At 71.4% G+C, this 21247-nt stretch carries 24 protein-coding genes and 1 pseudogene; 11 read left to right on the forward strand and 14 right to left on the reverse strand.

Features of this window, described 5'->3' with window-relative positions; all coding sequences use genetic code 11:
• Window positions 1–23 precede the first annotated feature (23 nt).
• Complete coding sequence (locus ACOBQB_RS25220; RefSeq protein ID WP_423594493.1) at window positions 24–491, reverse strand: hypothetical protein; 468 nt, start codon at window positions 489–491, stop codon at window positions 24–26.
• A 157-nt stretch (window positions 492–648) separates the two neighbouring features.
• Window positions 649–1545 carry a 16S rRNA (cytidine(1402)-2'-O)-methyltransferase gene (gene rsmI / locus ACOBQB_RS25225; RefSeq protein ID WP_423594495.1) on the reverse strand — a complete coding sequence of 299 codons (897 nt, stop codon included), beginning with the start codon at window positions 1543–1545 and terminating at the stop codon, window positions 649–651.
• A 62-nt stretch (window positions 1546–1607) separates the two neighbouring features.
• Here rsmI and ACOBQB_RS25230 point away from each other — a divergent pair, with 62 nt between their 5' ends.
• The 5 genes from ACOBQB_RS25230 to ACOBQB_RS25250 all read left to right on the forward strand — a co-directional run bounded on the left by ACOBQB_RS25230 (window position 1608) and on the right by ACOBQB_RS25250 (window position 8390).
• The gene (locus ACOBQB_RS25230) at window positions 1608–3347 is read left to right on the forward strand and encodes a dolichyl-phosphate-mannose--protein mannosyltransferase (protein WP_423594497.1); all 1740 of its coding nucleotides are present in this window, start codon (window positions 1608–1610) and stop codon (window positions 3345–3347) included.
• A 112-nt stretch (window positions 3348–3459) separates the two neighbouring features.
• Window positions 3460–5100 carry a penicillin-binding transpeptidase domain-containing protein gene (locus ACOBQB_RS25235; protein WP_423594499.1) on the forward strand — a complete coding sequence of 547 codons (1641 nt, stop codon included), beginning with the start codon at window positions 3460–3462 and terminating at the stop codon, window positions 5098–5100.
• 102 nt (window positions 5101–5202) lie between these two features.
• Entirely contained in the window at window positions 5203–6939 is a 1737-nt protein-coding gene (locus ACOBQB_RS25240; protein ID WP_423594501.1) for a penicillin-binding transpeptidase domain-containing protein, read from the forward strand.
• A gap of 96 nt (window positions 6940–7035) precedes the next feature.
• Window positions 7036–7542 (forward strand): YbaK/EbsC family protein, encoded by a 507-nt coding sequence (locus tag ACOBQB_RS25245; RefSeq protein ID WP_423594503.1) that lies wholly within the window; start codon window positions 7036–7038, stop codon window positions 7540–7542.
• Window positions 7539–8390 (forward strand): EamA family transporter, encoded by an 852-nt coding sequence (locus tag ACOBQB_RS25250; protein ID WP_423594505.1) that lies wholly within the window; start codon window positions 7539–7541, stop codon window positions 8388–8390. The genes ACOBQB_RS25245 and ACOBQB_RS25250 overlap by 4 nt, the downstream gene beginning before the upstream one ends.
• Before the next feature lie 24 nt (window positions 8391–8414).
• Here ACOBQB_RS25250 and ACOBQB_RS25255 read toward each other — a convergent pair whose 3' ends face one another.
• From ACOBQB_RS25255 to ACOBQB_RS25270, 4 genes are all read right to left on the reverse strand, one after another.
• Window positions 8415–9314 (reverse strand): protein kinase domain-containing protein, encoded by a 900-nt coding sequence (locus ACOBQB_RS25255; RefSeq protein WP_423594507.1) that lies wholly within the window; start codon window positions 9312–9314, stop codon window positions 8415–8417.
• 24 nt (window positions 9315–9338) lie between these two features.
• On the reverse strand, window positions 9339–10085 hold the full coding sequence (locus tag ACOBQB_RS25260) for a class I SAM-dependent DNA methyltransferase (protein ID WP_423594509.1): 747 nt from the start codon (window positions 10083–10085) through the stop codon (window positions 9339–9341).
• A 78-nt stretch (window positions 10086–10163) separates the two neighbouring features.
• Entirely contained in the window at window positions 10164–10457 is a 294-nt protein-coding gene (locus tag ACOBQB_RS25265) for a hypothetical protein (protein ID WP_423594511.1), read from the reverse strand.
• A gap of 305 nt (window positions 10458–10762) precedes the next feature.
• Window positions 10763–10900: a hypothetical protein gene (locus ACOBQB_RS25270; RefSeq protein ID WP_423594513.1), complete on the reverse strand. Its 138-nt coding sequence runs from the start codon at window positions 10898–10900 to the stop codon at window positions 10763–10765.
• A gap of 257 nt (window positions 10901–11157) precedes the next feature.
• On the opposite strand from ACOBQB_RS25270, the gene ACOBQB_RS25275 reads away from it, so the two are divergent.
• Window positions 11158–12513, forward strand: coding sequence for a tetratricopeptide repeat protein (locus ACOBQB_RS25275; RefSeq protein WP_423594515.1), 1356 nt, complete (start codon window positions 11158–11160; stop codon window positions 12511–12513).
• Between the two features lie 206 nt (window positions 12514–12719).
• Here ACOBQB_RS25275 and ACOBQB_RS25280 read toward each other — a convergent pair whose 3' ends face one another.
• Together ACOBQB_RS25280 and ACOBQB_RS25285 are read right to left on the reverse strand one after the other, a co-directional pair.
• Window positions 12720–13160: an ATP-binding protein gene (locus ACOBQB_RS25280; RefSeq protein WP_423594517.1), complete on the reverse strand. Its 441-nt coding sequence runs from the start codon at window positions 13158–13160 to the stop codon at window positions 12720–12722.
• Window positions 13160–13441: a hypothetical protein gene (locus ACOBQB_RS25285; RefSeq protein ID WP_423594519.1), complete on the reverse strand. Its 282-nt coding sequence runs from the start codon at window positions 13439–13441 to the stop codon at window positions 13160–13162. Before ACOBQB_RS25285 ends, ACOBQB_RS25280 begins: the two co-directional genes overlap by 1 nt.
• A gap of 240 nt (window positions 13442–13681) precedes the next feature.
• Here ACOBQB_RS25285 and ACOBQB_RS25290 point away from each other — a divergent pair, with 240 nt between their 5' ends.
• Genes ACOBQB_RS25290 through ACOBQB_RS25300 form a run of 3 tightly spaced genes read left to right on the forward strand, consistent with a single transcriptional unit; the run spans window position 13682 to window position 14983 of the window.
• A complete protein-coding gene (locus tag ACOBQB_RS25290) occupies window positions 13682–14533 on the forward strand; it encodes a helix-turn-helix domain-containing protein (protein WP_423594521.1) in 852 nt (283 codons plus the stop codon).
• Between the two features lie 25 nt (window positions 14534–14558).
• Window positions 14559–14789: a DUF397 domain-containing protein gene (locus ACOBQB_RS25295; RefSeq protein ID WP_423594523.1), complete on the forward strand. Its 231-nt coding sequence runs from the start codon at window positions 14559–14561 to the stop codon at window positions 14787–14789.
• Window positions 14786–14983 (forward strand): DUF397 domain-containing protein, encoded by a 198-nt coding sequence (locus ACOBQB_RS25300; RefSeq protein WP_423594525.1) that lies wholly within the window; start codon window positions 14786–14788, stop codon window positions 14981–14983. Before ACOBQB_RS25295 ends, ACOBQB_RS25300 begins: the two co-directional genes overlap by 4 nt.
• A gap of 6 nt (window positions 14984–14989) precedes the next feature.
• Here ACOBQB_RS25300 and ACOBQB_RS25305 read toward each other — a convergent pair whose 3' ends face one another.
• Both ACOBQB_RS25305 and ACOBQB_RS25310 read right to left on the reverse strand, forming a co-directional pair.
• Window positions 14990–15673 (reverse strand): permease prefix domain 1-containing protein, encoded by a 684-nt coding sequence (locus ACOBQB_RS25305; RefSeq protein ID WP_423594527.1) that lies wholly within the window; start codon window positions 15671–15673, stop codon window positions 14990–14992.
• Window positions 15670–16011 carry a PadR family transcriptional regulator gene (locus ACOBQB_RS25310; protein WP_423594529.1) on the reverse strand — a complete coding sequence of 114 codons (342 nt, stop codon included), beginning with the start codon at window positions 16009–16011 and terminating at the stop codon, window positions 15670–15672. The genes ACOBQB_RS25305 and ACOBQB_RS25310 overlap by 4 nt, the downstream gene beginning before the upstream one ends.
• A gap of 80 nt (window positions 16012–16091) precedes the next feature.
• On the opposite strand from ACOBQB_RS25310, the gene ACOBQB_RS25315 reads away from it, so the two are divergent.
• Together ACOBQB_RS25315 and ACOBQB_RS25320 are read left to right on the forward strand one after the other, a co-directional pair.
• Window positions 16092–16550: a hypothetical protein gene (locus ACOBQB_RS25315; protein WP_423594531.1), complete on the forward strand. Its 459-nt coding sequence runs from the start codon at window positions 16092–16094 to the stop codon at window positions 16548–16550.
• Entirely contained in the window at window positions 16547–16816 is a 270-nt protein-coding gene (locus ACOBQB_RS25320) for a hypothetical protein (protein WP_423594533.1), read from the forward strand. The genes ACOBQB_RS25315 and ACOBQB_RS25320 overlap by 4 nt, the downstream gene beginning before the upstream one ends.
• A 1-nt stretch (window position 16817) precedes the next feature.
• Here the strand turns inward: ACOBQB_RS25320 and ACOBQB_RS25325 are convergent, their stop codons facing one another.
• The 4 genes and pseudogenes from ACOBQB_RS25325 to ACOBQB_RS25340 all read right to left on the reverse strand — a co-directional run.
• Window positions 16818–17990, reverse strand: a complete 1173-nt coding sequence (locus tag ACOBQB_RS25325; protein WP_423594535.1) for a serine hydrolase domain-containing protein — start codon at window positions 17988–17990, stop codon at window positions 16818–16820.
• Between the two features lie 29 nt (window positions 17991–18019).
• The gene (locus ACOBQB_RS25330) at window positions 18020–18823 is read right to left on the reverse strand and encodes an energy-coupling factor ABC transporter ATP-binding protein (protein ID WP_423594537.1); all 804 of its coding nucleotides are present in this window, start codon (window positions 18821–18823) and stop codon (window positions 18020–18022) included.
• Window positions 18811–19572: a cobalt ECF transporter T component CbiQ gene (gene cbiQ, locus ACOBQB_RS25335; protein WP_423594539.1), complete on the reverse strand. Its 762-nt coding sequence runs from the start codon at window positions 19570–19572 to the stop codon at window positions 18811–18813. The genes ACOBQB_RS25330 and cbiQ overlap by 13 nt, the downstream gene beginning before the upstream one ends.
• Window positions 19573–20161: 589 nt before the next feature.
• Window positions 20162–21193 (reverse strand): annotated as a pseudogene (locus ACOBQB_RS25340) (energy-coupling factor ABC transporter permease); the annotation flags it as partial.
• Between the last annotated feature and the right edge of the window lie 54 nt (window positions 21194–21247).

Below are 21247 nucleotides of genomic sequence, written 5' to 3' on the forward strand. Positions count from 1 at the left end.
GCGCCTCGCCGAGCGGGTGCGTCTCAGCGCGCCCCGCGGTGCTGGAAGGGGTGCAGCAGATCGGACAGGTGCCAGTGGTGCTCGCGTCCGCGCGCGGCCGGCACCGGCACCGGGCCCGGTCCTGCGGCCAGCACATCGGACTCCGTGGCGCCCACCGGCCCGGCCGGCTCGCTCTCGTGGCCGCGCCCGGCGTGCCCGCCCTCGTGCTGGCGGCGCATCATGTCGAGGACCGACGACACCTGGCCCGCGCGCATGATCCGTACGACGTGGCCACCGCAGTTCAGACAGGTGGGGCGGGACAGGGGCGAGGGGACATGGTGGCCGTCCGCGCGGTACCTCACGAATTCCTGGCCCCTGGCGTCCACGTGGTGCTCTATCTCGTACGACTGCTCCCAGCCGTGCCCGCAGCGCATGCAGGCGAAAGCGTACGACTCATGAACCACATCGAGCGCCGTCTGGGGGTGGTGGCCGGTGCCTGCGATCTCACTCATGCCAGCTGCTCCTCTTGTCCGGGGGACAAGCGCGCTACGCGTCCCCACGACCAGTGGACGCCTTTCCCGGAGCGAGCGCATCAGACCTGTCGAGCATTGAAGCCGATTTGGCCATTCCATAGGAAACAAGCCTCGTGCGCGGCCCGCGCTTTGCCTTTCACGATAGTCCTTTGCCTTCCGATGGGCCGCTTCGAGCCGCATTCTTTGCCGCGACGACGGCATCGAACACCTCGCGCTTGGGCAGACCCGCTTCGGCGGCGACCGCGGCGATCGCCTCCTTGCGCCGCTCCCCCGCCTCCTCGCGCACCAGCACCCTGCGCACCAGCTCGTCCGGGCCGAGTTCGGCGGCGCTCTTCTCGGGGGCGCCCTCGACGACGACGGTGATCTCACCGCGTACCCCGTCGGCGGCCCAGGCGGCCAGCTCCGCGAGCGAGCCGCGCTTGACCTCTTCGTAGGTCTTGGTCAGCTCGCGGCAGACCGCCGCCCTGCGCTCCTCTCCGAACGCCTCGGCCATCGCGGTGAGCGTGTCGTCGATGCGGTGCGGGGCTTCGAAGTAGACCAGCGTCCTGCGGTCCTCGGCGACCTCCTTCAGGCGGGAGAGCCGCTCGCCCGCCTTGCGCGGCAGGAAGCCCTCGAAGCAGAAGCGGTCGACCGGCAGGCCGGACAGGGCGAGCGCGGTGAGCACGGCCGACGGGCCCGGCACGGCGGTCACCTTGATGTCCCGCTCCACGGCGGCGGCGACAAGGCGGTAGCCGGGGTCGGAGACCGACGGCATGCCGGCGTCGGTCACGAGGAGCACGCGCGCGCCGCCCGCGAGGGCCTCGACCAGCTCAGGGGTGCGGGCGGATTCGTTGCCCTCGAAGTAGGAGACGACACGGCCGCCGACCCGCACGTCGAGCGCCTGGGTGAGCCGGCGCAGGCGCCGGGTGTCCTCGGCGGCGACGACGTCGGCGGACGCCAGTTCGGCGGCGAGCCGTGGCGGCGCGTCGGCGACATCGCCGATGGGAGTGCCTGCCAACACGAGGGTTCCGGGGGAATCTGCGCTTCCTGTCACGGATCCATCCTCGCAGGGCCCACCAGCGGGACTCGCACACCTCGGTTCCCTACGATGGCGCGGTGACCAGTACCGCGTCTTCCCCGGACACCCGCGAGGGCCAGGCAGCCGAGGAGCAGCAGCCCCCGTGGCCGCGGCGGCTGCGCCGATTCGGCTACGCGGCGCGCCCCCCGGAGGACGTCACGGCGCGGCTGGTGCCCCCGTACACCGAGCCGAGCCCCCGCCTGTGGCTGACGCTCGGCGTGGCGAAACCGGCCGCCGACCAGCTGGTGCGCTGGTCGGCGTGGGTGGGTCCGCTGCTGGTCACGCTCGTCGCCGGGGTGACGCGGTTCTGGAACCTCGGCAATCCGAAGGCCGTGATATTCGACGAGACGTACTACGCGAAGGACGCCTGGGCGCTCATCCACCGCGGCTTCGAGGTCAACTGGCCGGAGAAGATCAACGACGACGTGCTGCGGCAGGGCGGCGACATCGCGATCCCGCACGACGCGGCGTACGTGGTGCATCCGCCGGTCGGCAAGTACGTGATCGGCGCCGGTGAGTGGCTGTTCGGCTTCGACCCGTTCGGCTGGCGGTTCATGACGGCGGTGCTCGGCACCCTCTCCGTGCTGATGCTGTGCCGGATCGGGCGGCGGCTCTTCCGCTCCACGTTCCTCGGCTGCCTGGCGGGCGCGTTGCTCGCGGTGGACGGCCTGCATTTCGTGATGAGCCGCACGGCGCTGCTCGACCAAGTCCTGATGTTCTTCGTGCTCGCCGCCTTCGGGTGCTTCCTGATCGACCGGGACCACGCGCGGGCCAGGCTGGCGGCGGCGCTGCCGATCGACGAGGACGGCATCATCCGCGCCGACGCGCACGTCGCCGAGACGCTGCGCCTGGGGTGGCGGCCCTGGCGGTGGGCGGCCGGACTCTGCCTGGGCCTGGCCTTCGGCACCAAGTGGAACGGCCTGTACGTCATGGTCTTCCTCTGCCTGCTGACGGTGCTCTGGGACGTGGGGGCGCGCCGCGTCGCCGGGGCGGACCGGCCCTACCGCGCGGTGCTGCGGCGGGACGTGCTTCCGGCGTTCGTGTCGACGGTGCCGGTGGCGCTCGTGACGTACGTGGTGTCCTGGCTCGGCTGGATCCTCTCGCCGACGGACGGCTCCGGCGGCTACTACCGCGACTGGGCGGCGACGTCGGGGCGGGGCGGCAGCTGGACGTGGCTGCCGGACTGGGTGCGCAGCCTGTGGCACTACGAGCACGCGGTGTACGAGTTCCACGTGGGCCTGTCCTCGCCGCACACCTACCAGTCCAACCCCTGGAGCTGGATCATCGACGGGCGCCCCGTCTCGTACTTCTACGAGTCGCCGCTGCCCGGCAAGGACGGCTGTCCCGCCGGCACCACGGAGAAGTGCGCCCGCGAGGTCCTCGCGCTCGGCACGCCGCTGCTGTGGTGGCTCGCCGCGCTGGCGCTGCTCTACGTCGTGTGGCGGTGGGCCTTCCGGCGCGACTGGCGGGCGGGCGCGATTCTCTGCGGGGTGCTCGCCGGTTATCTGCCCTGGTTCTTCTACCAGGAGCGGACGATCTTCTATTTCTACGCGGTCGTGTTCGTGCCGTTCCTGTGTCTGGCGGTGGCGATGCTGATCGGCGCGATTCTGGGGCCGCCGGGCTCCAGTGAGCGGCGGCGGGTGGCGGGGGCCGCGGCTTCGGGTGTGCTGGTCCTGCTCGTCCTGTGGAATTTCATCTACTTCTGGCCGATCTACACCGGCACCGCGATTCCCATCGATTCCTGGCGTTCGCGCATGTGGCTGGATACGTGGGTATGAAGAGACACCTTCGGATAACGGACGTCCCAGGTTTCTCCCCTTCCCCATAAGGTGCCGAAGGAACGACCTTCCCGTATGCCTTCGGGAAGGCTCCTGGGGAGGGGTGCGCGACGTGCGCAGTGGAGCAAAGGCCGCTCTGGCCGGCGGGGTCTTCGCCGTCATGGTGGGGGGCGCCGGTTATGGCGCGTACAACGTGGTGAACGGGGTGAGCGGAAGCGGCGGTTCACCCGAAGCGGGCCCGGCTCCCGTGAAGACCGGGCCGCCCACCAGCGGTGAGGTCCGCGAGACCGCGCGGAAGTTCCTCGACGCGTGGGCGGCGGGCGACGCCCGGCGGGCGGCGGGGTACACGAACGACGACGCGGCGGCCTCGCGCGCTCTGACCGGCTACCGCGAGGACGCGCATGTCTCCAAGGTGAGGCTGACGCCGAAGCAGGCGGCCGGCAGTCATGTGCCGTTCGCCGTGTCGGCCACGGTCTCCTACAAGGGGATGAGCAAACGGTTCACCTACGACTCGCGGCTCACCGTCGTGCGGGGCGACGACACCACCGGCCGCCCGCTCGTCGACTGGTCGGAGCGCGTCCTGCATCCCTCCCTGGAGAAGGGCGACACCCTCGTGACGGGCGAGGCCGCGGCGCCGCCCCTGAAGACGGTGGACCGCGCGGGTGTCGCCCTGCACAAGAAGGATTACCCCTCGCTCGGCCCGACGCTGGACGCGCTGCGCACCAAGTACGGCGAGAAGGCGGGCGGCACCCCGGGTGTGGAGCTGTACGTGCAGCCGGCCGACGGGGGCTCGGAGGCGGTGACGCGCACGCTGCTCACCCTCCGGGAAGGCAACGCGGGCAAGCTCCGTACGACGCTCAGCGCGGGCCTGCAGAAGGCGGCGGAGCGGGCGGTCCTGCGCCACGACGAGTCGTCGGTGGTGGCCCTGAAGCCGAGCACCGGTGAGGTCCTCGCGGTCGCCAACAACCGCAAGGACGCCTTCAACGCGGCGTTCCTCGGCACGGGGGCACCCGGCTCGACGATGAAGATCGTCACGGCGGCGATGCTCATCGACAAGGGCGTCACCAAGGAGAGCGGGCCCGCGCCCTGTCCGGCCACGGCGGTCTGGCAGAGCCAGACCTTCCCCAACCTCAAGGGCATGGCGCCGAACGAGTCGGCGACGTTCTCGGAGAGCTTCGCGCGCTCCTGCAACACCGCGTTCGTGAAGCTCATCGACGAGGACGGGCTGACCGACGCCTCCCTCACCGAGGTCGCGCAGCACAACTTCGGCCTCGGCAAGGGCGATTGGAAGGTGGGCGTGCCCTCCTTCGGCGGCTCCGTCCCGCCCTCCCCGGGCCCGGACCGCGCCGCCAACGCCATCGGCCAGGGCAAGGTCCAGATGAGCCCGCTGGGCATGGCGTCGGTCACGGCCACCGCGATGACGGGCAGCTTCCGGCAGCCGGTGATCGTGCCGCGCTCCCTCGACGGCCGCGAACTGGCCAGCGCCCGGGGGCTGCCCGCCTCCACCGTCGCGCAGCTGCGCCGGATGATGCACCGCACGGCGGTCAGCGGCACCGGGGCGCGCGCCATGGCGAGCCTGACCGGGGACATCGGCGCGAAGACCGGTTCGGCGGAGAGGGACGGCCAGGCGGAGGCCGACAGCTGGTTCACGGGCTACCGCGGCGATGTGGCGGCCGCCGCGATGACGGAGCGGGGCGGGCACGGCGGTGACGCGGCGGGCCCGATCGTCGCGGACGTGCTGCGCGCGGGGTAGTGGCTTCGCCGGGCAGCAAAGTGGTCGAGGGCTTCTCCGTACGCCTCTAAGGTGGCCTTCCGGTGAGGAGCATGGGCGGCTCTGGGGAACTGCGGAGGGTTTGTGGGCAAGCGAAGGCGCGCCACTGAGCGCAAGAGCGTCGGAGTGCGGAACGTGCGGGTGCGCAGGGGCGTGCTCGCCGGGGCGGCGGCCGTCGTCGTGTGCGGCATGGGGGCCGCCGCGTTCGCGCTCTCCGGCGGCTCGGCGTCCGGCGAGGCGACCAGCGAGGAGAAGTCGGTGCCGACGGGCCCGCCCACGCCCGCCGAGATCCGCGCGACCTCGCGGGAGTTCCTGACCGCCTGGGCCAAGGGTGACGTGGCGCGGGCCGCCGCGCTGACGGACGATCGCGCGGCGGCGCAGAAGGCCCTGACGTCCTACCGCAAGGACGGCCGGCTCTCCGAGGTGCGGCTGAAGCCGGGCCGGCGGTCGGGCGCCGAGGTGCCGTTCAAGGCGGCGGCCATGGTGTCGTACGACAAGGTGAGCAAGCCCTACTCGTACGCGTCCGAGCTCACGGTGGTGCGCAGGAAGAGCGACGGCAGGACGTTGGTCGACTGGCGCCCCTCGGTGCTCCACCCCGAGCTGCGGCCGGGGGACCGCCTGGTCACCGGTGAGGCGGGCGACCCGCCGATCAAGGCGGTGGACCGCCAGGGCGCCGAGCTGACGGCGGCGAAGTACCCCTCGCTCGGCGCCGTCCTCGACAGCCTGCGCGAGAAGTACGGCAAGAAGGCGGGCGGCACGGCGGGGATCGAACTGCGGGTGGTGCGGGCCGACAACAAGAAGTCCGAGAAGGCCGGGAGCGATGCCGGGTCCGGGGCCGACGCCAAGTCCAAGGATGACGCCAAGTCGGTGCCGGACAAGACGCTTCTGACGATCGCGTCCGGCACCCCGGGGACGCTGAAGACCACATTCAGCGGCTCGCTCCAGGCCGCGGCGGAGCGGGAGACGGCCAAGCGCAAGCAGGCGTCCGTGGTCGTCGTGAAGCCGAGCACCGGGGAGATCCTGGCCGCGGCCAACTCCAACCCGACCGGCTTCAACATGGCCTTCCAGGGTTCCCTCGCGCCGGGCTCCACGATGAAGGCCGTCAGCGCGTCGATGCTCCTGGAGAAGAAGCTGGCCGGGGTGGACAAGAAGCACCCGTGTCCGAAGTACTCGGCGTACGGCGGCTGGAAGTTCCAGAACGACGACAAGTTCCAGATCAAGAACGGCACGTTCCGGGCGAGCTTCGCGCGCTCCTGCAACACGGCCTTCATCAGCCAGGCCAAGAAGCTGGAGAACGACTCCCTGACCCGGCAGGCGCAGGAGGTCTTCGGCCTCGGCCGGAACAACTGGTCGATCGGTGTGCCGTCCTTCGACGGCGCCGTCCCGGTGCAGGCGGACGCGCAGATGGCGGCGTCGCTGATCGGCCAGGGCGGGGTGCGGATGAACCCGCTCAACATGGCGTCGGTGGCGGCGACGGTGAAGTCCGGCACGTTCCGGCAGCCGTACCTGGTCTCGCCGGACGTCGACGACCGCACGCTGGCGACGGCGCCGCGCAAGATGTCGGGGGCGACGGCGGCGGCGCTGCGCGACCTCATGCACTACACGGCGGTGGCCGGCACCGCGGCCCAGCCGATGCGGGGCCTCGGCGCCGACTCGGGCGCGAAGACGGGCTCGGCGGAGGTCGACAACCAGAAGAAGCCGAACGGCTGGTTCACGGCGTACCGGGGCGACCTGGCGTCGGCGGCGGTCGTGCGGGAGGGCGGACACGGCGGGGAGTCGGCGGGGCCGCTGGTGCGGGCGATGCTGGTGGCGGGGAGCTGAGAGCTGCCGTACGGGATCGCGGGACCGGGAGCTCCGATACATCTCCGGTGCATACGTGGTCGCGTGGCCGGTACACGGACCGCTAGCGTGCCGGGCATGAGCGCTACCGCACCCGAAGCATCCGATGCCCACCCCCGTTTCGCCGAGGCCCTTCGCGAACTGGGTCTGGCCGACGTGATCGGCCGGACCCGCCGCTTCCCGGAGCAGACCCGCACCGCGCAGGAGGCCGCCGCCGCGATCGGCTGCGAGCTGAGCCAGATCTGCAAGTCCCTGATCTTCGCGGCGGACGGTGTCCCCGTTCTAGTCCTGATGGACGGCGCGTCGAGGGTCGATGTGGAGCTGGTACGACGGGAGTTGGGCGCGGAGAAAGTCACGCGCGCCAAGGCGGACGTGGTCCGGGAGACCACCGGTTACGCGATCGGCGGCGTACCGCCCTTCGGCCACGTGACCAGGACCCGGGTGCTCGCCGACCGCTCCCTGCTGGAGCACGACGTGGTGTGGGCGGCGGCGGGTACCCCGTACGCCGTCTTCCCGATGGACCCGAAGACGCTGATCGCCCACGCGGGCGGCACCGTGGTGGACGTGCGCGAGACCGCGAAGTGACGCCGCTGGTCGCGGCGGCGGTACTGCTCGCCGCCGTCACGCACGCCGGCTGGAACGCGATAGCCCACCACATCACGGACAAGCTGGTCGGCTTCACGCTCATCTCCGGCGGCGGCGCGCTGATAGGCCTGCTCCTGGCCCCCTTCGTAGCGATCCCGGCGGCGGAGGCCTGGCCCTACCTGGTCCTCTCCGCCGTGATCCACATCGGCTACTACGCCCTGCTGATGCGCTCGTTCAAGCTCGGCGACTTCGGCCAGGCGTACCCGATCGCGCGCGGCACGGCGCCGCTCGTGGTCACCGTCCTGGCGGCGGTCTTCGCGGGCGAGATCCCGGACGGCTGGCAGGCGGCGGGCGTGGCGGTGTCGTGCGCGGGCCTGACGGGCCTGGCGCTGTGGGGCATACGGGGATCGGGGCGCCGCCCGGACTGGCCGGCGCTCGGCGCGGCCCTGGCGACGGGCGTCTCCATCGCGGCGTACACGGTGGTGGACGGCCTCGGCGTACGGGCGTCGGGCTCCTCGATGGGGTACATCGCGTGGCTGATGATCCTGGAGGGCACCGCGATCCCGCTCTACGCGGCGTACCGCTGGCGGGGCGAACTTCCCACGCGGCTCCGCCCGTTCGCGGCGGTTGGCCTGCTGGGCGCGGCCCTGTCCGTCGGCGCGTACGGCTTGGTCCTGTGGGCCCAGACGAAGGCGGAGCTTGCCCCGATCTCCGCGCTCCGCGAGTCCTCGATCATCGTCGGCGCGGCGATCGGCGCGATCTTCTTCAAGGAGCGGTTCGGGGCGCCGCGGCTGGTGGCGGCGGGGTTGATGGTGGCGGGGATCGGGTTGATGCTGCACGCGGGGTAGGTCACAGGCTCTCCCCGCCCCCGCTCAGACCAGGGCTTCGAAGGCGTATTGAAGGGCACGGGCGGTGGGGCGTCGGGTGGGGTCCGTCTGTAGGCCCGAGGTGAGGATGTCCTCGAACTCGGCGAACGGCCAGGGACGCGTGTCCGCCCAGGGCTTTACCCGGCCAAGGGCGAGTTCCGCGCGCAGTTCGGGGGTCGACTGAGGGGTGTCGCGGGTGCTGATCGGATAGGTGCCGGTCCAGCAGGCGTAGATCACCGCGCACAGGGACCACACTTCGGAAGCGGTGGTGAGGGGCAGGTCGTCGGCCGGTGTGGTGGTGAGGCGGGCGCGCGCGAGTTCGGGGGACATGAACCAGTCATACGCTCCCCGGTAGACGACAGGTCCGGTGCCGGGCCGGCGGTCGGGGGCGTGGGCCATGGCGTAATCCAGGAGTGTGGCGCCGTGGTCGTTGAGGATGAAGTGGACCTCTTGGAGGTCGCCGTGGCGCCAGCCACTCGCGTGGAGGTCGGCGACGGCCTTGCACATGGCGGTGGCGTATGAGGCGGCCATGGCGGCATCGGGGGCCTGGCGGAGCTTGGCGAAGGCGGTTTCGGCGTCGTCCCCGCCTGCCCACTTCAGGGCCAGCCAGGAACCCTCGCTGTCGTAGAGGGTCCCGTGGGCCTCGTAGAGGCCGGTGAGGACGCCGTCAGCGGCCAGTGCCAGGAGGATCTCGGCCTCGACCAAGGCGAGCCGCTCGGAGTCCACATGCCCTTGTGGGTCGGTGCATGGGACGGTGATCTTCAACGCGTACGGGCCGCGTACGGTGTCCACCCGCCATAGGCACGTGCCACGCCGCTCGGCCACGAGGACCGCGCCGGCCTCGGCCCGCTCCCCCCACACGGAAGCGATCAGACGGCGTGCGGTGGTGTGAGAGGAAGCGGTCACTCAAGGTCCCGTTCGGCTGGTGCGTCAACGATCGTCCGAAGAGTCGAGAGTGTAGAGCGTCAGGTGCCGGACGGAGTCGGCTTTGAAGGGGCCGCCCTGCCAGTCGCCGTACCGGGCCTGGCAGCGCATGCCGGAGAGTCGAGCCATCAGGTCGAGCTCGGACGGCCAGGCATAGCGTGTGACCAAAGGGAGCATCGTCATCCCTTGAGGAGTGGTGAGGACCTCCTGGGAGCGCACCGTCTGGGTCACCGGGTCGTGCTGCATCGCCGACCACCGCACGTGATCCTCACCGATCTCGCGCACACTCGTGCCCTGGAACTGACCCGGCTCCCAGTCCGATACATGTGCCTCCACTGCAAACATCCCGCCCGGTTCCAGGTGACGGGCGGCGGCCTTGAAGCACGCGACCTGGTCCTCCTGGGTGGTGAGGGTGAACAGGGTCGAGGCCACCACGAAGATCAGCGCGAAGCGTCGGTTCAGGTCGATTCGTGTCATGTCACCGACGAGAGAGCGAGCCGGAAGAGCGTCGGCCTTGGCGTTGAACGCCTCGACCATCTTCGGGGAGGCGTCCAGACCGGTGACGTCGGTGCCCAGCTGGGCCAGCTCGACGGACACGAGCCCGGTGCCGCACCCAAGCTCCAGAGCAGGTCCCGGCGGGGCCAGCTCGCGCAGGCGGCCGGCGTCGTGCCGCGGGTTTCGGCCGGTGGACAACGCGTCATAGTGCGGGGCCCACTTGTCCCACCGCTGGGCTTGCCGGTCGATCTCTTCCACGCTCAGCCTCCATTGCATGGTGCGGGCGAACACGGGGGCAGGGCCCGGCGTCGCCGGGCCCTGCCTGCGCGGTTGCGGTCAGGCGGCGAGTTCCACCGGCCGCCAGTGCGTCACGTCTACGGCGCCGGGGGCGATGCCCAGAGCCTTGAACATGTGCTGGTGCATGTCGTTGCCGAACGCCTGCGACTTGGCGGTGAAGTACGCCTCGTCGTACCAGGCGACGCCGAACAGGACCCGGCCCTGCTGCGGCTGCTGCGGGTCGATCTCGACGTAGGTGCTCTGCCAGTCGTAGAACTTCTCCGACTCTGGGCGGGCCTTGAGCTGCTCGTCCGAGGAGCGCAGGGCAGCGATGGCACGGGTGACGCTGTCCATACCCGTGCAGGCCAGCGCGCACTGTGAGAGGGCGACCGCGTCTTGACGCCCCGGCGGGCGGGGTCGTCGTCCTCGCCGGTCAGGACGCGGAAGCGGGTGAGCTGTCCGCAGGGGTTGAGGAGCAGATTCATGGATTTTCACCTTCCTGTTTCGGTTGGGCTGTGTGGTGCGCGCCCCGTCGGCCTGCTTCTCGGGACACAGGCCGCGGAGACGGCTGAGGGGGTTGAGGGCCGGGGCACGGCTCCGGGGCGTCAGGAGACTTGAGCTGCGGGCGCGACCCGGCACGGTGATGGCGCCCCGGCCGCTCATTTCTTGCCCCAGCGCTGGTCACGGTCGCAGAGCATGCGGCCGACCTGGGCATACAGGCGTTCCATGTCGGGTGATGTCAGGACCAGGGATGTCTCGGTCTCGGTGCCGTCCTCGAAGTGGATCAGTATCCGCACGGCGCCTTGGTCCACCCGCGTGTCGTAGACGGCGCCCAAGCCGGTCCGCTGCGCTGGGACACGGGGTGTTGGCCTCCCAGTCATGGTCGTCTCCGTCCCTGGTGTAACAACGGATCCCCCAATCCAGCTCCAAACGGCGGGGGTTGGTCTTGGTCGGTGTGCTGTTCAGTCAACGACCGGCCGACAACCCTGGGTAGGTGTCAGGGTGTAACCCCGCGTAGTCCCGCGTAACCCCCAGAGGGAAGGGTCGCCGGAGAGTGGAGAGAGTCCAGGGCATCGCTGAACTGATCCAAGAGGCGTGCGACAACCGCGGCTGGGGCCCGGCGAAACTCGCCCGTGAGCTGGGTATCGCCGAAGGCCGGGGGCCGGCAGGGATGGGCCGCCAGTACGCCCGGAAACTGATGATCGGGGAGCGTAACCCCGACTACTGGCTGCCGTACCTGATCCAGGTGCTGGACCTGGATGTCGCCCCGTCCCGGCATATGACCGTGCCGGGCAAGGAACACGCCGATACCGCGGCAGATGTCCTGACCCTTGGGAGGAGTGACGCAGTGGACCGACGGAGCTTTATTACCGCATCCGGCGGTGCCACCCTCTCCCTCCTCGGTGTCCCCGACGCCGAAGCCATCACCCGCCGCGTCGAGAACACGCCCGCAGGGGCGGTCCGGGTCGGGCGAGGAGAAGTCTCCGCGATCTTGACCATGGTCAGGACGCTCGGCGACTCCGCCGCCGAGTACGGCGGCAGCCACGTCCGCCGCCTCGCCGAGACCTACCTCACCGACAGCGCCGGGCCCTGGCTGAACGGCCGCTACAGCGTCACTACCGGCCGTGAACTGTGGGCCGCTACGTCCCAACTCGCCCACCTCATCGGCTGGATGTACCAGGACGAGGGCGAGAAGGAGCAACGCCAGGACCACGGTGAAGACCCCCAGGCCCTGGCCAAGCACTATTACGCCTACGCCTACCGGCTGGCTGCCGAAGCAGAGGAGCCCGAGCTCGCCGCGACCGCCCTGCGCGGCATGACGGTCCAGTCCATCGGTCTGGGCCCCCGCCATCGCGCCGAGGCGTTCGCTCTCGCGGAGAAATGCGTCGAGCACGCCAAAGGACTCGCCGACTCGCGCGCGGTCGCCTACTACGAGTCGACCTTCGCCGAGGCCGCCGCCTTGGACGGCAACTACCGTCTGGCCACCCGGGCCCTGACCGCTTCGCAGTCCGCCATCGAGCGCACCGCCGGCGTGCCGCCGGGCCACTCGTGGGCATCACATTTCACCATCGGCCGGTGGGCACACGCCTCGGGAATGATCCTGGCCACGATGGGCGACCTCGCCGGCGCCCGGGAACAGCTCCACCAGTCCCTGGAAGTCCACGGCCTGGACCGGCGCCGCAGTCGCGCGAGCGTGCTCGGAAACCTCGGCGAGATCCACCTCCGGCAAGGCGACCTCGACGGTGCCCTCACCGTGTGGTCGGAGTTCCTCGACTGCGCCGAGGGTGTCCAGTCCGCCCGCGTCCGGGACGCCGCCACCGACATGCGTGTCCGCCTGGCCCGCTACCGGAGCGTGGCCGGGGTAAGCACACTCGACCGCCGGGCCGCCGCCCTCTTGGCCAGCCAATAACCACAGGGACGGACATCCCGGTAGGAGTGCTGGCTGCGCTTTCTGTGCCGGCGTCGATCCACCCTCAGGAACCCTTCGTCGCGCTACGGCTGGTGGCGGGCATCGGGTTGGTGCTGCACCCGGGGTAGGGGGTTTTCCCGGCTGACCTGCTGGGCGGCGGCACACCGTCAACCCCGGCGCGCCGCCGCCCCTCCCCTACACGCCCGTCACAGGCCCGGCACCGAGGCCTCCGCCCACACCACCTTTCCGGCACCGGCGGTCCACTCAGTGACGCCCCACCGGTCGGCGAAGGCCGCGACGAGGAAGAGCCCACGCCCCGAGCACAGGTCGTCGCCCGGCAACGGAACCGGTCGCGGCAACTCTTCGAAGGTGTCACGCACCTCGATCCGCACGCCGCGCGCCATCCGCAGATAACGGGTCTCCACCTTCCGCCCTGCGGGCCCCTCCCCATGGACGACGGCGTTGCTGAACAGCTCCGACAGGACGAGCAGCGCGGCATCCTCGGTGCCGCTCAACTCCCATGCGGCGAGGGTCTTCCGCAGACATTCCCGCGCCCGCCCTACCGAGCGGGGGTGGTGCGGCCACGTCGACACGACGGCGCCGCCCGACTCCCCGTCGGACTCTTCGTCACCCACCTCACTCTCCATCAGGCCACCTCCATCCCGTGGATGAACCGGGGCCCGACATCCACACCGTGCACGGCCAGCCACAGTGCCCGTCGACGCTGCCGCCGCAACCGCAGTTCGTCGGCCACGACGTAGGGTCGGACGATGGCGTTGTCCTCGCCACGGAGTACGTCCGACTTGGCATACGGGGGCTGCGGTTCGAGGCAGGCGTACGTGCGGACCGGCTCGCTCCGATGACGTCCCGTCGCGGGGAGTAAGAACCGCAGCAACGGTCCGAAGAGACGGGCGATAAGGTCGTTCATGTCAGCGCTCCTCCAAGCGTTGGCCATGCCCCCGGACCGTTCCTGCGGTTGCGGGGGTCCTCTTTTGGCTGCGGCGGGCAACCGCAACGACACCCGCCGTGATGGCGCGATCACGGCAGGCGACATAGAGCACCCTGCATGGGAATCAATTCGAACTGCAACCGAACCGCATGGAAATGTTTCCAACTCTGCGGCTCGCCCTACTGTTGGACCCGCAAAGCACCGTGCAAGGGGGCTCACATGTCACAGCCGCGACCCACTGTCCGTCGTCGCCGCCTCGCCTCACTCCTCGTCGAACTGCGCGAAGCGGCAGGCAAGACGATGGAAGAGGCCGCAGACCGCATCGGCTGCCACAAGACGAAGATCAGCCGCATTGAGAACGCCCGACTCGGCATCTCACTGGGCGAGTTGCGAGACCTGCTCGCCTTCTACGGGATCGACGACGCCTCGTACGTCGAGGAGTTGGTGAACCTGGCCCGGCGAGGCGGCGAGCGCGGGTGGACGCGGCACCTCGGTGCGACACTCCCGTCGTACGCGGACCACATCGACTACGAGCAGACGTCCGACTACATCCGCTCGTATCAGCCCCTCCTCATCGCGGGGCTCGCGCAAACACCCGATTACGCGCGCGAGTTGTACCGGAGAAACCCCGAGATGCTGAGCAGCTCCCAGGTCGACGACCTGGTGGAGACCCGCATGCAGCGCCAGGAGATTCTGGAGCGGGAGGACGCGCCCAGGCTCACGGTCATCGAGGGAGAGGCAGCGCTACGAAGCCTGGTCGGCGGCGCGAACGTCATGAAGCCGCAGCTGGACCGGCTGGCCGAGCTTGCCGACCACCCGAACATCACGGTGCAGGTGCTGCCACTCAACTCCGGTGCGCATGCCGGGCTGCTGGGCGGCTTCGTGGTCTTCGGCTTCCCCACCCCGGCCTTCTCCGACGTGGTCTGCGTCGAGCACGTCACGGGGAGCCTGCACATGGAGACCGAGGAGGAGACCGAGCGATATACGCTCGCCTTTGACTCGTTGAGATCGGCGGCGTTGAGCCCTGCGGCCAGCCTCGACCTGATCCGGCGGGTCAGGCAAGAGCTGTAACCATCCGGAATACGAGGTGCGTACCATGCTTGCCCCTGATCTCGGCAACGTCATATGGCGCAAGAGCAGCTACAGCGGGGGCGGTTCCTCCGGCGGCGACTGCGTGGAAGTCGCTTGCCTCCCCCACACCACCGCCATCCGCGACAGCAAGCACCCGGGCGGCCCCGCCCTCGCCATCACGGCCACAGCGTGGGACGGCTTCATCACGGCGATCAAGTCGGCCTCCCCGGAGGATGAGCAGAGCGGGAAGCCGTGAACCCCGACATCATCACCGAGTTCCGCAAGTCGTCGTACTCGGACCAGCAGGGCGACTGCCTGGAGATCGCGCACACCAGAACCGGTGGGCGTGCCGTACGCGACAGCAAGCATCGGGTAGGGCCCGCCCTCATCTTCCCCCTGGAGGCGTGGGACGGGTTCGTCGCAGGAATCAAGGCGGACCGGGTCGGCTAGCCCGAGTTAGGTCCGTACGCCGGTTACCGCGACGCCTGGCAGCCGCGCGCACCGGCGGCAAGCGCGGGCCGATGGTGCGACCGCCGCGTGCGAGGCCGCGGCCAGCGCCCCGGCGAAGGCCAGCAGGGGCCAGTCCGTGGTCAGCGTCGCCGCCGTGGCGAGCGCGAGGGTCGCGGCGGCCATGGCCGCGCTGGCCGTGGTGCCCGCCCAGGCGACGAGCAGCGGCAGGCGTTCCGGGGTCGGGAGACGGCGGGCGAGGCTGCCGGTGGCGGTCAGGGTCGCCGCGGCGAGCAGTGCGGCGATGGTCGCGACGAAGGCCAGGTGGACGGCCAGCAGCTGGGCCGCCGCGGGCAGTTGCCAGGCCGGAGCGTGGCCCGCGGTCCTTGCCAGGTACCAGCAGGCGAGCAGGAAAGGGGCCGTGAGCGTGACGGCCCGTGCCGTGTGCCGTGCCTGGGCGACGGTCAGTTCGCGCTGGCAGCTGGGGGCCAGTTCCTCGACGGTGCCGAACTCCCTTACCGCCTGGCGAGCGGCATCCTCCTCGGTCAGCCCGGCGTCGGCGTACGCGGCTGCCGTGTCGGCGAGGCCGTCCCGTACCTCCTCGACCAGCCGGGACTTCGCCTTGGCCGGGCCGTGCAGCGCGGCGGTCAGGCCGGCCGCGTACTCCTGTACGAGCCGGTCGGCGGGGCTCATGTGGCGACCCCGGGTGTCGCGCCGGGGTTGAGGACCGAGCCGATCGCCTCGGTGAACTCGACCCACGCCGCGCGCTCACCGGCCAGCGTCGCCCGGCCGGCGTCCGTCAACTCGTAGCATCTGCGCCGCCGTTCACCGGACGACTGCCAGCTGCTTCTCAACAGGCCGAGCCGCTCCAGGCGGTTCAGGGCCGGGTAGATCGTGCCCGTACGCAGCTCCAGGGCGCCGCCGCTGCGGCGCTGCACGGCGGCGATGATCGCGTACCCGTGCAGGGGACCCTGTTCCAGTACGGCCAGCAGCAGTCCGTCGAGGTGCCCTCGCACCGCATCCGCCTTCATGAGTAGGCAGCCTACACAAAGGCACCGTTGGCAGTGTATGTATTGGCAGCCAACACATGCTCAGCCTTCGGAGGTCCGGCGTGACCAAACTGCTGTTGTCCGTCCACGTACTCGTGGCGATCCTCGCCGTCGGTTCGATCACCGTGGCCGCCTCGATGTTCCCCCGCCAGGCACTGCGGGCGATCGGCGGCGAGGGGCCGAAGGTGGCCGCGCTGCTGCACCGGGTCTGCCGGGGCTACGCGCTCGCCGGTATCGCCGTACCGGTGTTCGGGATAGCCACCGGCGCGCAGCTCGGTGTCCTCGGCGACGCGTGGCTGATCGTCTCGCTCGTCCTGACGGCGGGCGCGGCGGGCCTGCTGGCGCTGGCCATCCTGCCGGGGCAGCGGACTCTGCTCACGCTGGCGGAGGCACCTGGGGGTGTCGAGGCGGCGCGGCCCGTCGCCGCCCGGCTGACGATGCTCACCGGCGTCTTCAATCTGCTGTGGGCGGTCGTCGTGGTCCTGATGATCGTCCGTCCCGGCTCCACGACGGGGGCGTGAGCAGCGTGCGTACGCTCCGCATCGCGGCCGCCGCCGAGGCCGCCTCGCTCGCCCTGCTGCTCGGCAACCTCTTCACCGTCCACGCGCCGGCGCTCTCCGCGCTCCTCGGCCCGCTGCACGGCACGGCGTACCTCGTCGTCATCGCGGCCACGTGGACGGCGGCCTCGGCCGCGGCGCCGGGCACCCGGTGGCGGGCCCTCGTCCCCGGCGTCGGCGGCCTCCTCGTCCTGCGGCGGATCGGGGGGCGGGCGCCCGCCGCGGACTGACCTACGCCACCTCGCGCAGGGCCCTGACCAGGGCCTGGGCGCGGGGGTCCGCCGTCACGCCCTTGTTCATGCCGTTGGTGACGTAGCCGAAGGCGAGGCCCGACTCCGGGTCGGCGAAGCCGAGGGCGCCGCCGCGGCCGGGGTGACCGAAGGATGTGGGGGTCAGCAGCGGGGAGGCGCCGCCGTGCAGCATGTAGCCGAGGCCGAAGCGGGTCGGGACGACCAGCACGCGGTCGGGGCCCGCCGACGCCTCTGCCCTGGCAGCATCCACCGTCTCGGGGGTGAACAGCCGCGCCGCGCCGTCCACTTCGCCGATCAGCGCGGCGTAGAACCGGGCCAGGCCGTCCGCCGTGGCAATGCCGTTGGAGGCGGGCAGGGCCGCCGCCCGGTACGCCGGGTCGTTCTCGTCCGGCAGCGGATCGATCGCCCCGAAGGCGCGGCGGGTCAGGGATGCGGGGTCCGCGTAGGCCTGCGCCACGTTCCGCTTGGGCCGGATCCGCAGGCCGCCCGGCGCGGTGGGCGGCGGCTCGATGCGGCCCATCCGGCCGGCCCGCGCGGCTTCCGCTTCTGGCAGGCCCAGCCAGAGGCCGAGGCCGTACGGCCGGGCGATCTCGGCGTCGATCCACTCCCCCACGGCCCTGCCCGTCACGCGCCGCACCAGCTCGCCGGTGAGCCAGCTGTAGGTCTGCGCGTGGTAGCCGTGGTCGGTGCCCGGCTCCCAGAACGGGGCCTGCGCGGCGAGAACGGCCGCCGCGAGGTCCGGGTCGAGCGCCTCGGCGGGGGTGAGCGGACGGTCGAGGGCGGGCACCCCGGCGCGGTGCGCGAGGACGTGCCGCACCAGGACGCCTTCCTTGCCGCGCGCCTTGAACTCCGGCCAGTAGGCGCCGACCGGCGCGTCCAGGTCGAGTTCGCCGCGCTGGTGGAGCAGGAGCAGTGCGGCGGCGGCCACGCCCTTGGTGGCCGAGCGGATCACCTGCGCGGTCCCGGACTCCCACGGGGTGTCCCCGTCGACGTCCTTCACACCGCCCCACAGGTCCACGACCTTGCGGCCGCCCCGGTAGACGGCGACGGCGGCACCGCGCTCCCCCCGCTCGCTGAAATTGCGTACGAAAGCGTCCCGAACCGGCTCGAAGCCGGCGGCCACCGTGCCGTGCACTCCACCCATGACGTCCATGTCATTCATGACAAGGCCAACAGCCACCACTATCCGATGATTCCCTGGCTCCTCTGCCGCACAGTCTTCGGATCGAAGCCGAAGGGGAGTTCCAGGCGGTGGGCGCACATCAGGTCGTCGTCGGCCAGCAGCTCGCCCGTCGGGCCGTCCGCCGCGATCACGCCCTCGCTGAGGATCAGGGCGCGGGGGCAGAGCTCCAGGGCGTACGGCAGGTCGTGCGTGACCATCAGGACCGTCACGTCCAGCGAGCGCAGGATGTCGGCGAGTTCGCGGCGCGAGGCCGGATCGAGGTTGGAGGACGGCTCGTCCAGGACCAGGATCTCCGGCTCCATGGCCAGCACCGTGGCGACCGCGACCCTGCGGCGCTGCCCGAAGGAGAGGTGGTGCGGCGGGCGGCCGGCGAACTCCGCCATGCCGACCCGGCCCAGCGCCTTCAGCACGCGGGCCTCCAGCTCCGGGCCGCGCAGGCCGGCCGCCGCGGGCCCGAACGCCACGTCCTCGCGGACCGTCGGCATGAACAGCTGGTCGTCGGGGTCCTGGAAGACGATGCCGACGCGGCGCCTGATCTCGGCCATGTGCTTCTTGCCGACGGGCAGCCCGGCCACCGTCACGGTGCCCGCGCCGCCGGTCAGGATGCCGTTCAGGTGCAGGACGAGGGTGGTCTTGCCCGCGCCGTTCGGCCCGAGCAGGGCGACGCGCTCGCCGCGCGCGACGGTGAAGTCGACGCCGAACAGCGCCTGGTGCCCGTCGGGATAGGCGAAGGCCAGCCCGGCCACTTCGAGCGAAGGTGCCGGCGAAGGTGTCAGCGAGGGTGCGGTCGTCACAGGGTCCATCCCAACAGGCATACGACGAGGGCGGCGAGCGGCAGGGTCAGGGCGTACGCCCACTGCGTCCGCGAGGCGGTCACCTCGTCGATGACCGGCATGGACCCGGCGTAGCCGCGGCTGACCATGGCCAGGTGCACGCGCTCCCCGCGCTCGTACGAACGGATGAAGAGGGCCCCGGCGGACTTGGCCAGGACGCCCCACTGCCCCACGCCCCGCGCCTCGAAGCCGCGTGACTCCCTGGCGATCTTCATGCGGCGCATCTCGTCCGTGATGACGTCGCCGTACCGGATCATGAACGAGGCGATCTGGACGAGCAGGGGGGGCAGTTTGAGCCGCTGGAGGCCGAGGAGCAGCTCGCGCAGCTCGGTGGTGGAGGCGAGCAGTACGGAGGCGGCGACGCCGAGGGTTCCCTTGGCGAGGACGTTCCAGGCGCCCCAGAGGCCGTTCACGCTCAGGGACAGGCCGAGCACGTCGACGCGTTCGCCCTGCGCCACGAACGGCATCAGGACGGCGAAGGCCACGAAGGGGACCTCGATCAGCAGGCGCTTGAGGAGGAACCCGGCGGGGACGCGGGCCGCCCGGGCGACCGTGCCCAGGAGCACCGCGTAGAGGCCGAAGGCCCACATCGCCTCGCGGGGCGTGGAGACAACCACGACGACGAAGCAGAAGACCGCGGCGAGCTTGGTGTGCGGGGGCAGCGCGTGCACCGGCGAGTGCGCGTGCCGGTAGAGCCGGTGGGCGTGCCCCGCCCCCACGTCAGGCCTCCCCGGACGCGGACCGCCCACCGCCGCCACCCGCCTCGGCCGCAGGGCCCGCGTTGCCGACGGGGGCTGCCTTACCCGCCTCCACCGCGGAGGCTGACTCGGCCGCGCGGGCAGACGGAGCCACATCGCCCGCCTTGCCCACAGGGCCCACCTCGGCCGCGAGGGCCGCCTTGCCTGCCTCGGCCGCAGGGCCCGCATTGCCGACGGGGGCTGCCTTACCCGCCTCCACCGCGGAGGCTGCCTCGGCCACGCGGGCAGACGGAGCCACATCGCCCGCCTTGCCCACAGGGCCCACCTCGGCCGCGAGGGCCGCCTTGCCTGCCTCGGCCGCAGGGCCCGCGTTGCCGACGGGGGCTGCCTTACCCGCCTCCACCGCGGAGGCTGCCTCGGCCACGCGGGCAGACGGAGCCACATCGCCCGCCTTGCCCACAGGGCCCACCTCGGCCGCGAGGGCCGCCTTGCCTGCCTCGGCCGCAGGGGCCGCGTTGCCCGCAGGAGCTGCCCCGGCCGCGAGGGCCGCCTCCGGCACCGCGTCCACCCCCGGCACCGCGTCCGCCCCCGGCAGCACCCCCGGCACGGCCACCGCGGACGCCTCCCCCGTCCTTCGGCGCCGCAGCGCCCAGAAGACCGCCGAGCCGGCGACCACCGTGACGCCCACTCCGATCACGCCCGCCAGGCCCCCGGAGAGGCGCGCGTCGGTGATGTCCTTGACGCCGTAGTCCGCGAGCGGCGAGTCCGCCGTGGCGTGCTTCTCCGCCTTCTTGTCGATGCCCTTGTCCTGCGCGACCTTCTCCAGGCCGTCGGGGTTCGCGGAGGCGTAGAAGCTGACGAAGCCCGCGAGGACGAGGGAGGTGACGATGCCCGCGATCCACACCTTTCGGGGGGAGCGGGTCGGCGCCACAGGCGGTGCGGTGGGCGTCGGCGCGTCCACCAGTTCCCCGCCGACCCGCAGCTTCAGCGGCCGGGTCAGGCCCCGCGCCCCGGACACGAGGTCGGGTCGTACGGCGATGACCGCGCCGACGGTGAGCGCGGTGATCGCGGCCTCGCCGATGCCGATCAGGACGTGGACGCCGACCATGGCGGTGGCGACCTTGGTGAGGGAGACGTCGGTCGTGCCGCCCACGGCGTAGATGAGGGTGAAGGCGACCGCGGCGGCCGGCACGGACAGCAGCGCCGCGACGAAGGAGGCGGCCGTGACCGAGCGGCGCCCGCGCGGCAGCAGCTTCACCAGGCCGCGGAAGACCACGTAGGCGACGACGGTGGTGACGATCGCCATGTCGGAGATGTTCACGCCGAGCGCGGTCAGCCCGCCGTCCGCGAAGAGGACGCCCTGCATGAGCAGCACGACGGAGACACACAGGACGCCGGTGAAGGGGCCTACGAGGATCGCGGCGAGCGCACCGCCGAGAAGGTGACCGCTGGTCCCGGCCGCGACGGGGAAGTTCAGCATTTGCACGGCGAAGATGAAGGCGGCGACGAGGCCCGCGAGCGGCGCGGTCCGTTCGTCCAGCTCACGCCGCGCGCCCTTGAGGCTGACCGCCACCGCGCCCGCGGCGACGAGCCCGGCCGCGGCGGAGACGGGGGCATTGATGAATCCATCGGGGACATGCATGCGCGCGCTCCTGGGCAGGGGCCCTGGCAGGGCAGATCGCTCGTGAACCGTTCA

It is taken from the genome of Streptomyces sp. G5(2025), assembly GCF_049542075.1.
Lineage (GTDB): Bacteria > Actinomycetota > Actinomycetes > Streptomycetales > Streptomycetaceae > Streptomyces.